This window comes from Rhodobium orientis (assembly GCF_003258835.1).
In the GTDB taxonomy this organism is placed as follows: domain Bacteria; phylum Pseudomonadota; class Alphaproteobacteria; order Rhizobiales; family Rhodobiaceae; genus Rhodobium; species Rhodobium orientis.
In genome coordinates this window covers 42505-53966 of record NZ_NPEV01000041.1, presented here as the reverse complement: position 1 = coordinate 53966, position 11462 = coordinate 42505, and the positions used below count along the sequence as shown (strand labels likewise).

Sequence of the window (11462 nt, the reverse complement as noted above, 5' to 3'; positions counted from 1 at the left end):
CCAAACCTTGCGACCCGCCGCGCCACCTCGCGGCGGGCTCGCGTCCGGGCGCCTCACCGTCACCACGAAGCGCCCTGTCCGACCGATCTTTGCAACGACAGGAAAGGCGAGGCTATGCAGATCAAGGGACCAGGCACCGGACTGCTGATGGGAGCGCTGAGCCTTCTCAGTGCCGGGGCAGTCGCGGCGGCGGAGACCGCCGGCGCCACCACCGAATTCACCGCCGATGCGGTCATCACCATGCCCCAGCGCGGCGTCCAGAGCGGCACGCTCTACGTCTCCGACGATGGCGTGCGGATGGACTCGCTCCACCAGGGCCGACGGGTGATCGAAATCCGCCTGCCCAAGGAGGGCATCGCCCGCATCGTCTTTCCCGACGAGCGCACCTACATGGAAATGACGCTGCCGCCGTCCGGCGCCGGCGCATCGATGGGCCCGCAGACCGTTCCTTGCGAGCCGTCCGACGATGTCGGCTGCGAGAAGGTCGCCACCGAACAGCTCGGCGGCACCGAGGTCGAGGTCTGGGAGGTGACGCCCAAGGGCGCGCCGAAGCCGATCCGCATCTGGTGGGACGCCAATCGCAAGATGCCGATGCGCCAGGCCATGCCCGACGGCTCGGTCATGCAGGCCGCGCTCCAGAACAAGGAGGATTTCGGCGGCCGCACGGTGGAGCGCTGGGAGATCTCGTTCCGCTCGCCGGACGGGCGCTATGTCACCGGCACGATCCTCTACGATCCGGAATACGCCCTCAGCGTCTATGAGAACATGCCGGGCGGCATGGTCCGCGAGCTGCGCAACATCCGCCCCGGCAAGCCCGATACAGCCCTGTTCGAGGTGCCGGCCGGTTTCAACAAGATCGAGCCGCCGACCCCGCCGCAGGGCCAGATGCCGCAAGGCCAACGGATGCAGCAGCCCCCGGCAGGGTATGGCCAGCCCCCGGCAGGATATGGTCAGCCCCCGGCGGGATACGGCCAGCCGCCGGCAGGCTACGGACAACCGCCGCAGATGCCGGCGCAATAACGAGACACTGTGTCGGGCTTTCCCCCCGCGAAAGCCCGGCATGAGCCCGCGCGCGTGGCGGCATCCGGGGGGAAGGCCACCGCAAACGCGGGTCAAAGCCGGCGCGATCTCACCCGTCGCGCCGGCATTTCTTTTCGGCCTCAGGCTTTTGTGGAGCGATGGCGCGCCAGCGTCAGCGGCGTGCGCGATTTCGGCACCTTGCGGATGAAATTGTTGCGGGCGACGTGGTAGCTCGGATCGAAGCCGTAGAAGTTCAGCTTCATCTTCTCGATCTCTTCGGCCCGGTAATCGGCAAGCGGCCTGTCCGCCTCATCGCGCGCCCGTGACATACGCTTGTCCCAGATGCGCTGGGCAAGGCCGGGCGTTGCCGCCAGCGCCGTCGCCTCCTGCAGGATTTCATCGTCAAGCGCGACCGGATCCCCGGTCAATGCCTTGTCGACGAGCCCAAGCCGCACCGCCTCGGCAACGCCCATGGGAAGCCGCGCCGCCGCGATCCGCTCCGCATTCTCCGCGCCGACCCGCTTCGGCAACAGATAGGTCCAGTATTCGGAACCGTAGAGGTTGCCCATGTCCTTGTAGTGGGGATTGAGGACGACGCCGGAGCGCGCCCAGACCTCGTCGGCGGCAAGCGCCATAAAGACGCCGCCGGCCCCGGCATTGCCGCGAACGGCCGATATCACCAGCCGGTCCGTGGTGGTGACGATCGCCCGGCAGAGGTCATCCATCGCCTCGATATTGGCGAGCGACTCGTCGGCCGGACTGTCCGCTGCCTCGATGACGCCGAGATGGAGCCCGTTCGACCAGGTGTCCGGCCCGCCGGTCAAGACCAGGACCTTGGTCGGGCGGGACAACGCCTCGATATAGGCATCCTTGAGCCGCCGGCACTGATCGGTCGACATCGCCCCGTTGTAGAAGGAAAATTCCAGGAACCCGACGTCGCCCGCCTCGGTGTAGGAAATCTCGCGATAGCCGTCCGGCACCTCCGGGAGCTGCGCCGCCCGCGCGCCGAGCACCCGCACCGCCGGCAGCTTCAGGGAGCCGTCTGCCGTCGCCCTCAGATGCCCGATCCAGATCGCGCCAGTGCGCGTTGCCCGAGCGATGGCATTGCCGGAGCGGGCGATCAGCGCGCCCGGCTCGCCGGTCAGCCCTTCGGCCGGATGGACGTCGTAGTGGTAGAAGGGCGTTCCCTCGATGTCGTCGAGCAGGCCCGGCGATCCGTCGGCGGAGCGGATCTTGCGCAGCACCCTGAGAGTGGAATCCCGCTGCCAGTCGATGGTCCGGTCGCCCTGGCGGCAGAGCGGGTTGGCGACGCCCGTCACCTCCCAGTCGCTGCCGCGCGAGCGCCGCTCCGGCGAAAAGTCGCCGACGGCGATCATCGCCAGCGCTTCCATCACCGCCTCGACGGCTGCCTCGGTCACCTCATTGCGGTAGAGGCTCGACTTGGCCGCCGGCCGCATGGCGAATTCGCGCCAGGTCCAGACCGGTCCGGCGTCCAGCTCGGCCTCGGCCTGCAGGATCGTCACACCCCAGAGCTTCTCCCGCCTCAGAATCGCCCAGTCGAGGGCCGAGGGGCCGCGGTCGCCGCGCACGCCCGGATGGACGATGAGGCACGGCACGGCGGTAAAGACGTCCTCCGGGATCGCCCGCTTCAGGAACGGCGCCAGCACCACATCGGGCTTGAAGAGGGCGACCGCCTCACGGGTCACCGCATCGTTGATGTCGAACTCGACCGAAACCTCCATGCCGTGCTCTGAAAGTTCCACGAAGAGCCGCTGGGCAAGGCTGTTAAAGCTGTGGACAAGGAACAGAACGCGCATGCGGCGAGGGAACTCCGGGGCGGGAGACATTCCCGCAACGTGATCGGCGACAGGCCTTCTGCTCTTCGCACCACGTTCCGCCGGCTTTTGCAACCGCGGGCGAGCCGGAGCCCTCAGCAGATGCGCGGAAGCTGGTCGCCGGAGAGCCAATCGACGATGCGCCCGCCGCCGAAGGCGGTGGTGAGCTGGACGAAGCGGTTGTCGTCGGCGACGACCTCGCCGATCGGCGCAGCGTCGAGCCCGAGCGGATGCGCCCTCATGGCCGTAAGCACCGCCTCGGCATGGTCCGGCGCAACGACGGCAACGAGCTTTCCCTCATTGGCCACATAGAGCGGATCGAGGCCGAGGAACTCGCAGGCCGCATGGACCTGGGGCCGCACCGGGATCGCCGCCTCCTCAAGCTTGAATCCGACGCCGGAAGACGCCGCCACCTCGTTGAGGGTCGCCGCAAGTCCGCCCCGGGTCGGATCGCGCATCAGCCGGAGACCCGGACCGCCGGCGGCAACCATCGCCGCGACGAGTCCGTGGAGCGCAGCGGAATCCGACAGGATTTCGGTGTCGAAGGTCAGGTTCTCCCGCTTCGACATGACGGCAATGCCGTGGTCGCCGATGGTGCCGGACAACAGCACCTTGTCGCCCGGCCGCGCCGCATCGGCGGAAAGGTTGAGCCCCTCCGGCACGACGCCGACGCCGGTGGTCGAAATGAAAACGCCGTCGGCCTTGCCCCGCTCCACCACCTTGGTGTCGCCGGTAACGATCTTGACCCTGGCATCGCGCGCCGCCGCCGCCATCGAGCCGACGATCCGAGAAAGGTCGGAGAGCGCAAAGCCTTCCTCGATGATGAAGCTCGCCGAGAGATAGAGCGGCCTGGCGCCTGCCATTGCCACGTCGTTGATCGTGCCGTGGACGGAAAGCGAGCCGATGTCGCCGCCGGGAAAGAACAGCGGCGAGACCACATAGCCGTCGGTCGTCATCACCATCCGGCCTTCAGAGACGTCGAAGGCGGCCTGGTCGTTGCCGGCGGAAAGCATGTCGTTGTCGAAGGCGGCAACGAAGAGGTCGGCGACAAGCTGGGCCATCGCCCGCCCGCCGGCGCCGTGCGAGAGGTCGACCCGGCCGTTTTTGATATCGAGCTTGCGCCGAAAGGGCTTTTCCGGGCGGTTCATGAGGCCCTCTTGACCCGCGAAGCGGCGCGGAACCGGCCATAGGTCCAGTGCGCCGCGCAGGCGCCCTCCGAGGAGACCATGCAGGAGCCCATCGGCGTTTCCGGCGTGCAGACCGTGCCGAAGAGCTTGCATTCGGCCGGCTCCTTGACGCCGCGCAGGATCGCCCCGCACTCGCAGGCCGGATTGTCGTCGGCCGGGATGTATTGAAGATCGAACCGCGCCTCGGCATCGAACGCGGCGTATTTGGCTTTGAGCTTCAGGGCGCTGTAGGGCACCTCGCCGAGCCCGCGCCACTCGAACGAGCGGCGCAGCTCGAAGACCTCGGCGACCTCGGCCTTGGCGACCGCATTGCCCTCGGCGGTCACGGCACGGGTGTATTCGTTCTCCACCTCGTGCCGGTCCTCGTTCACCTGGTCGATGAGCATGGCGACGGCCTGCAGCACGTCGAGCGGCTCGAAGCCGGCGATCACCACCGGCTTTTGAAACTCCTCGGCAAAAAACGCGTAGGGCTCGGTGCCGATGACGGTGGAGACGTGCGCCGGGCCGACGAAGCCGTCGATCTGCACGGTTCCGAGATCGCGCACATCCGGGCTTTCCAGGATGTTCTGGATCGCCGACGGCGTCAGCACATGGTTGCAGAAGACGGTGAAGTTGTTGAGGCCCTTCTTCTCGGCCAGCTTGATGGCGACCGCCGTCGGCGGCGTCGTCGTCTCGAAGCCGATGGCAAAGAACACCACCTCGCGCGCCGGCTCCGCTTCGGCGATCCTCAGCGCATCGAGCGTGGAATAGACCATGCGGATGTCGGCACCTTCCGCTTTGGCTTTCATCAGGCTGGTGCCGTTCGAGCCCGGCACCCGCATCAAGTCGCCATAGGTGCAGAGCGTAACGCTGGGGTTCCGGGCGAGCCGGATGGCGGTGTCGATGCGCCCGACCGGCAACACGCAGACCGGGCAGCCGGGGCCGTGGACCATGCGGACGTTCGCCGGCAAAAGGTCCTCCACCCCGTAGCGCGAGATGGCGTGGGTGTGGCCGCCGCAGAATTCCATGAAGGCGTACTCCCGGTCCGGCCGCACCGATGCGGCGATCCGGGAGGCCAGCTTCTTTGCCAGCTCACCGTCGCGATATTCGTCGACGAATTTCATGCGCTGAAGGCTTTCATTGCGCCGCGTCCGAGGTCAGCCCCGCCTCGGCGAACAGCGCCAGGGTCTTTTCCGCCTCGGCCTTGTCGAGCTTCGACAGCGCATAGCCCACATGGAGGATGACGTAGTCGCCGACCACCACATCCGGCACCAGTGCGATGGAAATCTCCTTGCCGACGCCGTCGAGGCTGACGCGCGCCATGTCGTCGCCAAGGAGCTCGGTGACTTCCGCCGGAAGCGCCAGGCACATGAAACGGTCCTTTCCGAAAAGCCTATTCGGCGGCCTTCGCCACACCCACAAGACGCGCCGTGATCCAGTCAGTGAGCGCGCGAAGCCCCTCGCCCGTGCGCGCCGAGACTTCCACGACCTCGATCCGCGGATTGACCTTGCGAGCGTAGTCGACGGCCCTTGCCACGTCGAAATCGACGTGCGGCAGCAGGTCGGTCTTGTTGATCACCATCAGGTCGGAGACCGCGAACATATCCGGATACTTGATCGGCTTGTCCTCGCCCTCGGTGACGGAGAGGATCACCACCTTGTGCGCCTCGCCGAGGTCGAAGCCGGCCGGGCAGACGAGGTTGCCGACATTCTCGATGAAGAGCACACCCCCCGGGGTGAGCGGCATGTCGTCGAGCGCGTGGCCGACCATATGGGCATCGAGATGGCAGCCCTTGCCGGTGTTGACCTGCACGGCCGCAACGCCGGTCTCGCGGATCCGGTCGGCGTCGTTGGAGGTCTGCTGGTCGCCCTCGATGACGGCGATCGGCAGCTTTTCCTTCAGGTCCTCGATCGCGCGGACAAGCAACGTCGTCTTGCCGGCGCCGGGCGAGGAGACGAGGTTGAGGACCAGCGTGCGGGTGCGGGCGAAATAGCGCCGGTTGTCGGCCGCATAGGCATCGTTCTTGGCGAAGATGTCCTGCTCGATCCTGACGATCCGCTCCTGGGAGAGCCCCGCGACATGGACGCCCGCCGGTCCGGCGCCGAAATCGATGGTGCCGTCGGCGCCATGGGAATGGGCGTGGGAATGGTCGTGACCGTGCTCATGGTCGTGGTGGTGGTGATGCCCATGGTCGTGATCGTGTTGATGATCATGGGCGTGGTCATGGCTGTGCTCGCCCTCCTTGCCGGGCTTGTCCGGGTTACCGCATCCGCAGACCGTACACATCACGCCACCTCCAGTTCCTTGAGCTTCAGTTCCTCGCCGCTCGTCGGCTGCAATTGGTGCCCGCCGCAATGGGGGCAGGGATCGTATCGCTCCGCGATCGGCACCGATTTGGCGCAGTCGAGGCACCAGGCCTTTGCCGGAATGCGCACGATATCGAGTTCCGCGCCCTCCGCCACCGTGCCGCCGGCAACGGCGGAAAAGCAGAATTCCATCGCCTCCGGCGAGACATGCGACAGCGCGCCGATCTCCAGCCGCACCACCGTCACCCGGTCAAAGCCCTCCCGCCGCGCCGTCTCGGCGACGATCTCCATCAGGCTCGCGGTCAGGGACATCTCATGCATGTCGCGGCTCATATGACGATACGAGTATATAAGCAAAACGCCTTCCCGTTTAGAGTGGCTTTGCGGATTTTTTCCCGCAAAGCGACCGGGTAAAAGCGCCGCATCGGGAATGTTGCGGAGGCCCGCCGCCTTGGCGTCGACCCATTCCGGCGCTAGAAAGGCACCCATGCTCCGCCGCGTTATGTCCCTCATTCTGAGTTTTGCGCTCGTCTTCAGCGCCGCCGGCCATCTTGCCATGGCCAGCAGGGCGAACATTGCAGCGCCTGCAAGCCACGCGGCCATGCACCATGCTCCCGACGCAGATGCTCTCGGCGCCATCTCCGGCGACCGGATGACCGGCCCGACCGTCACGGCGGCCGATCCCTGGAACTGCTGCCAGCCGTCGCCCGCCGCCCATGCCTGCGCGGTCGATGCCGGCATCCCCCTTCCCGCGGCCACCATGCCTCGGCTTTGCGCCGGCACCCCTGCCTATGCCCGGGCCGACGACCAGGCCTTCGGACGCGCCCCGGCGATACCGCTGAAGCCGCCACGCGCCGCCTGAGCGCGACACCGAAGACGATTCCAAACCAATTCCAATGACCTCTGAGGCTGGCCCACGATACGGCCGCCCAATCGCGCGACGCGCCCGAAGGCCGAAGCAAGGCCCGGGCATCCGCGCCAAGGATCTGAAACCATGAACGCACATCTCACCCCCCGCCTTTCCGCAACGACCCGCCGCAGCGTCCTCGGGGCTGCCGTTGCCGGCGTCCTGTTCGCCCTCCCGGTCGCCTCGACGGCCGCCGAGATGCCGGAAATGCATGTCTACAAGTCGCCGACCTGCGGCTGCTGCCACCTCTGGGTCGACATCATGAAGGAGGCCGGCTTCAACGTCACCGCGACCGACACCGACGACATCATGGCGCCGAAAGAGCAGGTCGGCGTGCCGGACGAACTCACCTCCTGCCACACGGCGATGGTCGACGGCTATGTCATCGAGGGCCATGTGCCGGTGCCGGCGATCCGCAAGCTGCTCTCGGAGCGCCCGAAGGTGCGCGGCATTGCCGTGCCCGGCATGCCCTACGGCTCGCCGGGGATGGGCGACGACCCGGATGCTCGTTATGATGTCGTCACATTCGGCGGCGGTAGCGAGTCCAAGGTGTTCTATAGTGTCGGAAAATAGGAACGGACGGCTGCGCCTCGGCGCGGCCGGAATGGTCCTGGTGGCCGTCGCCCTCGCGGCGGCGGCCATCGTCTCGGACGATCCGCCCTCCCTCGCCCATTCCGAGGCCAAGGGCATCGTCAAGGAGCGCATGGACGTGATGCAGGAACTGAAGGACACCATGAAGAGGGTGACCCCGATGTTCAAGGGCGAGGTCCCCTACGAAAAGGCCGTCGTGAAGGCCGCGGGCAAGCATATCCATGCCCATGCGGGCGCGGATATGACGGCGCTCTTTCCCAAGGACAGCCTGCAGCACCCCTCCGATGCGCTGCCGGTGATCTGGGAGGATTGGCCGGATTTCACCTCGCGCGCCAAGGACCTGAAGAGCCTCGGCAAGGAGCTGGCAAAGAACGCCGGCAAGGGCGCGCCGGAGGGCATCCGCCTGTCGGCCGAGGTCGCCAGGGTCGTCCCGGCGGCGGATACTTTCAAGAAGATCGCCAAGACCTGCAACGCCTGCCATGAAACCTACCGCAAACCGTGGTAGCAACGGCTGACGTACCGTTTCGGCCGGCGCTCCCGCCGGCCCCTTCCAGCCACAGCCGGGTTCCATGACCTACAAGCACCTCAAGGCCGCCGTCTTCGACTGGGCCGGCACCATGGTCGACTTCGGATCGAGCGCACCGATGGGCGCCTTCGTCGACGTCTTTTCCGAGTTCGGCGTACCGATCTCCATCGCCGACGCGCGAAAGCCCATGGGCCTGCCGAAGCTCGACCACATCAGGGCGCTCGGCGCCATGCCGCACATTGCCGATGCCTGGCGCGAGGCCCATGGCGGCGCGCCCTTCGACGAGGCGGCCGCGAACGAGGTCTACAAACTCTACGTGCCGCGGGTGAGCGCCGTCGTGCCGGACTATGCCGACCTCATCCCCGGCGCGGCGGAGACAGTCGCCGCCCTTCGCGCGGGCGGCCTGAAGATCGGCTCGACCACCGGCTACACCCGCTCCGTCATGGAGGGGGTGCTGCCGCGCGCAGCAGATCAGGGATATGCCCCCGACAACCTCGTCTGCGCCGACGACGTGCCGGAAGGCCGGCCGACGCCGCTGATGATGTATCGCTGCTTTCTGGATCTCTGCGTCTGGCCGGCCGCCTCCGTCGTCAAGGTCGACGACACCGCGCCCGGCATCACGGAGGGCCGCGCCGCCGGCTCCTGGACCGTCGGTGTCGCGCTCTCCGGCAACGAGGCCGGGCTGTCGGCGGAGGAATATGGCGCCCTCAGAGATAGCGACCGCCAGGCCTTGCGCGAGAAGGCCGGCAGTGTGCTCGCCGATGCCGACTACGTCATCGACACCGTCGCCGACCTGATGCCCGTGATGGACGAGATCGAACAGCGCATGGCGTCCGGTGAGCGGCCGAGGATTTCCTGACCCTCAATCGGCGTAGTGCACGGTTACAGAGGTCGGGGCGGACAGCACCGCGCGTACCGGCGCTTCGGACCAGTCCGTTCCCGCCATCGCCCGCTCCAGGGCGTGCTTTTTCTCTTCCCCGGCAATCAGCACATGGAGATTGGCCGCTGCGCGCAGCACCCTTACCGTCAGGGTGATGCGCGGCTCGCCGGCGCCGTCCGCACGCATCGACATCAAAATGGCGTCCGTTTCCGGATCGAGCGCCTCTTTCAGCCGGTCGGCACCGGGAAACAGCGAGGCGGTGTGCATGTCCGCCCCCATGCCGAGGACGCAGACATCGAGCGGCAGAGCGGCGGAAACATCGCTCGACAGTTCCGCGACCGCCGCCTCAGGGGTCTCGACGTCGGCAAAGAGCGGCACCAGCGCGGCGCACGCCGCCCGGTCGCGAAAGAGCGTTTCTTTCAGGAGCCGCGTGTTGGAGCGCTCCGAGGTCGGCGGCACGAAGCGCTCATCGGTGAGCATGACGTCGATGCGCGCCCAGTCGAGATCGACGCCGGAGAGCGCCGTCAGGAACGGCCCCGGCGTGGTGCCGCCGGGAACGGCAAGGCTCGCACGACCCTTGTCCTCCAATGCGGCGGCGAGTTCTCTGGCGACCGTCTCGGCAAGGCCCGCCATTTCGGCCGCCCGGTCCGGATAGGGGACGACCCGCACGCTCATGCGTCGGGCTCGGTCTCGATCTCGCGCCATTCCCGCCCGTCGCGGTGCATCAGCGCCAGCGCTGCCTCCGGCCCGGAGCCGAGCGCGTCATAGGGCTGCGGGCGTTCGCCGCTTTCCTGCCAGGCGGCGATCACCGGATCGACCCAGGCCCAGGCCGCCTCCGCCTCGTCACCGCGCATGAACAGGGTCTGGTCGCCACGGATGACGTCCATGATCAGCCGCTCATAGGCGTTGCCGAGGACGCCCGTCCGTCCGCCCAGCGTTTCCGCAAAGCTCATGTCGAGGGGCACGCGCAGGAACCGCATGCCGCCGGAGCCCGGCTCCTTGATGGTCATCATCAGGGTGATGCCCTCGCCCGGCTGCAGGCGCAGGATCAGCGCGTTGCCCTCGGCCGGCCGCGACTGCTCGAAGATGTTGTGCGGCGGCTCCTTGAACTTGATCATGATCTCCGAGACGTGCGCCCTGAGCCGCTTGCCGGTGCGCAGATAGAAGGGCACGCCCGACCAGCGCCAGTTGGAGATCGCCGCCTTCAGCGCGACGGCGCTTTCCGTCATGCTGTCCGGGTTTTCCGCTTCCTCGCGATAGCTCCCGCCGCCATTGCCGGCCCGGTACTGGCCGCGCACGGTGTTGCGGATGTCGAGCGGATCGAGCGCCTTGATCACCTTCAGCTTTTCGTCGCGCACCGAATCCGCGTCGAACCGCGCCGGTGGTTCCATGGCGATCAGGCACATCACCTGCATCATGTGGTTCTGCACCATGTCGCGCATGGCGCCGGCATGGTCGTAGTAGCCGCCGCGCCCGGCAATGCCGAGGGTCTCGGCGACCGTGATCTGCACATGGTCGATGTGCTGGGAATTCCAGAGCGGCTCGAAGAGCGCATTGGCAAAACGCAGGGCCATCAGGTTCTGCACCGTCTCTTTCCCGAGATAATGGTCGATCCGGTAGATCTGGCACTCGTCGAAGCAGCTCTTGAGCCGGGCGTTGAGGTCCTTTGCCGATTGCAGGTCGTGCCCGAAGGGCTTTTCCAGGACGATCCGGCTGCCCTCTGTGGCGATCCCCGACTTGCCCAGGCGCACCGAGATCTCGGCGAACAGGGACGGGGCGACGGAAAGATAGAAGGCGCGGACCGGGTTCGGCCGCTCATTGAGCAGGTCCTTCAGCTCCTGCCAGCCATCCTCGCCGAGCACGTCGAGCTTCACATAGTGGAAGCAGTCGAGGAAATCCTTGACGCACTGGTCATCGCACCGCCCCTTCGGAAGGTGCTTGTCGAGCGCTTCGGCCATCTCAGCGTGAAACTGCTCCTTCGACTTCTCGCCGCGGGCAACGCCGATGATCCGCGTTTCCTTGGGGATCTGGCCGATGGAAAAGCGGTGGCAGAGAGCCGGCAGGATCTTGCGGTGGGCAAGGTCGCCAGTGATGCCGAAAACGACGAGGTCGAACGCCTCGACGGGGTTGATGTTCAAAGACATGGGCGGTGGGGTCCTTGGGAAGACGGCAAGAAACGCCTGCCAAGAGGCAGGCGTCAGACCCAGAACCTGTGGTGCCGGGACCCGAA

The 11462-nt window shown here is 66.8% G+C and carries 13 protein-coding genes; 5 read left to right on the top strand and 8 right to left on the bottom strand.

The genetic code is table 11. From position 1 onward, the window contains the following. Positions 1 to 114 precede the first annotated feature (114 nt). Positions 115 to 1020: a hypothetical protein gene (locus CH339_RS17110; RefSeq protein ID WP_111435586.1), complete on the top strand. Its 906-nt coding sequence runs from the start codon at positions 115 to 117 to the stop codon at positions 1018 to 1020. A 140-nt stretch (positions 1021 to 1160) separates the two neighbouring features. Here CH339_RS17110 and CH339_RS17105 read toward each other — a convergent pair whose 3' ends face one another. From CH339_RS17105 to hypA, 6 genes are all read right to left on the bottom strand, one after another. Further along, the gene (locus CH339_RS17105; RefSeq protein WP_111435585.1) at positions 1161 to 2837 is read right to left on the bottom strand and encodes a hydrogenase maturation protein; all 1677 of its coding nucleotides are present in this window, start codon (positions 2835 to 2837) and stop codon (positions 1161 to 1163) included. Between the two features lie 113 nt (positions 2838 to 2950). Continuing rightward, positions 2951 to 4003, bottom strand: coding sequence for a hydrogenase expression/formation protein HypE (hypE, locus tag CH339_RS17100; protein WP_111435584.1), 1053 nt, complete (start codon positions 4001 to 4003; stop codon positions 2951 to 2953). Further along, positions 4000 to 5145: a hydrogenase formation protein HypD gene (hypD, locus tag CH339_RS17095; protein ID WP_111435583.1), complete on the bottom strand. Its 1146-nt coding sequence runs from the start codon at positions 5143 to 5145 to the stop codon at positions 4000 to 4002. The genes hypE and hypD overlap by 4 nt, the downstream gene beginning before the upstream one ends. A 13-nt stretch (positions 5146 to 5158) precedes the next feature. Then, on the bottom strand, positions 5159 to 5392 hold the full coding sequence (locus tag CH339_RS17090; RefSeq protein WP_111435582.1) for a HypC/HybG/HupF family hydrogenase formation chaperone: 234 nt from the start codon (positions 5390 to 5392) through the stop codon (positions 5159 to 5161). A gap of 22 nt (positions 5393 to 5414) precedes the next feature. Then, positions 5415 to 6308 (bottom strand): hydrogenase nickel incorporation protein HypB, encoded by an 894-nt coding sequence (hypB, locus tag CH339_RS17085; RefSeq protein WP_111435581.1) that lies wholly within the window; start codon positions 6306 to 6308, stop codon positions 5415 to 5417. Beyond that, entirely contained in the window at positions 6308 to 6649 is a 342-nt protein-coding gene (gene hypA / locus CH339_RS17080) for a hydrogenase maturation nickel metallochaperone HypA (RefSeq protein WP_111435595.1), read from the bottom strand. The genes hypB and hypA overlap by 1 nt, the downstream gene beginning before the upstream one ends. Positions 6650 to 6815: 166 nt before the next feature. On the opposite strand from hypA, the gene CH339_RS17075 reads away from it, so the two are divergent. From CH339_RS17075 to phnX, 4 genes are all read left to right on the top strand, one after another. After that, positions 6816 to 7190 (top strand): hypothetical protein, encoded by a 375-nt coding sequence (locus CH339_RS17075; protein ID WP_146610221.1) that lies wholly within the window; start codon positions 6816 to 6818, stop codon positions 7188 to 7190. Positions 7191 to 7322: 132 nt separating this feature from the next. Continuing rightward, positions 7323 to 7808 (top strand): DUF411 domain-containing protein, encoded by a 486-nt coding sequence (locus tag CH339_RS17070; RefSeq protein WP_244669203.1) that lies wholly within the window; start codon positions 7323 to 7325, stop codon positions 7806 to 7808. Next, positions 7795 to 8331, top strand: a complete 537-nt coding sequence (locus tag CH339_RS17065) for a c-type cytochrome (protein WP_170138565.1) — start codon at positions 7795 to 7797, stop codon at positions 8329 to 8331. Before CH339_RS17070 ends, CH339_RS17065 begins: the two co-directional genes overlap by 14 nt. A gap of 64 nt (positions 8332 to 8395) precedes the next feature. After that, positions 8396 to 9211 (top strand): phosphonoacetaldehyde hydrolase, encoded by an 816-nt coding sequence (gene phnX, locus CH339_RS17060; protein WP_111435578.1) that lies wholly within the window; start codon positions 8396 to 8398, stop codon positions 9209 to 9211. A 3-nt stretch (positions 9212 to 9214) separates the two neighbouring features. Here the strand turns inward: phnX and pgl are convergent, their stop codons facing one another. Together pgl and zwf are read right to left on the bottom strand one after the other, a co-directional pair. Beyond that, the gene (gene pgl, locus CH339_RS17055) at positions 9215 to 9907 is read right to left on the bottom strand and encodes a 6-phosphogluconolactonase (protein ID WP_201241086.1); all 693 of its coding nucleotides are present in this window, start codon (positions 9905 to 9907) and stop codon (positions 9215 to 9217) included. After that, positions 9904 to 11376 carry a glucose-6-phosphate dehydrogenase gene (gene zwf / locus CH339_RS17050; protein WP_111435577.1) on the bottom strand — a complete coding sequence of 491 codons (1473 nt, stop codon included), beginning with the start codon at positions 11374 to 11376 and terminating at the stop codon, positions 9904 to 9906. Before zwf ends, pgl begins: the two co-directional genes overlap by 4 nt. Between the last annotated feature and the right edge of the window lie 86 nt (positions 11377 to 11462).

Bases quoted from the DNA above. Each gene is read 5' to 3' on its own strand.
- zwf (WP_111435577.1), bottom strand. From the start codon at position 11,376: ATGTCTTTGAACATCAACCCCGTCGAGGCGTTCGACCTCGTCGTTTTC.
- hypB (WP_111435581.1), bottom strand. From the start codon at position 6,308: ATGTGTACGGTCTGCGGATGCGGTAACCCGGACAAGCCCGGCAAGGAG.
- hypE (WP_111435584.1), bottom strand. From the start codon at position 4,003: ATGAACCGCCCGGAAAAGCCCTTTCGGCGCAAGCTCGATATCAAAAAC.
- hypD (WP_111435583.1), bottom strand. From the start codon at position 5,145: ATGAAATTCGTCGACGAATATCGCGACGGTGAGCTGGCAAAGAAGCTG.
- phnX (WP_111435578.1), top strand. From the start codon at position 8,396: ATGACCTACAAGCACCTCAAGGCCGCCGTCTTCGACTGGGCCGGCACC.
- CH339_RS17070 (WP_244669203.1), top strand. From the start codon at position 7,323: ATGAACGCACATCTCACCCCCCGCCTTTCCGCAACGACCCGCCGCAGC.
- CH339_RS17090 (WP_111435582.1), bottom strand. From the start codon at position 5,392: ATGTGCCTGGCGCTTCCGGCGGAAGTCACCGAGCTCCTTGGCGACGAC.
- pgl (WP_201241086.1), bottom strand. From the start codon at position 9,907: ATGAGCGTGCGGGTCGTCCCCTATCCGGACCGGGCGGCCGAAATGGCG.
- CH339_RS17105 (WP_111435585.1), bottom strand. From the start codon at position 2,837: ATGCGCGTTCTGTTCCTTGTCCACAGCTTTAACAGCCTTGCCCAGCGG.
- hypA (WP_111435595.1), bottom strand. From the start codon at position 6,649: ATGCATGAGATGTCCCTGACCGCGAGCCTGATGGAGATCGTCGCCGAG.
- CH339_RS17110 (WP_111435586.1), top strand. From the start codon at position 115: ATGCAGATCAAGGGACCAGGCACCGGACTGCTGATGGGAGCGCTGAGC.
- CH339_RS17075 (WP_146610221.1), top strand. From the start codon at position 6,816: ATGCTCCGCCGCGTTATGTCCCTCATTCTGAGTTTTGCGCTCGTCTTC.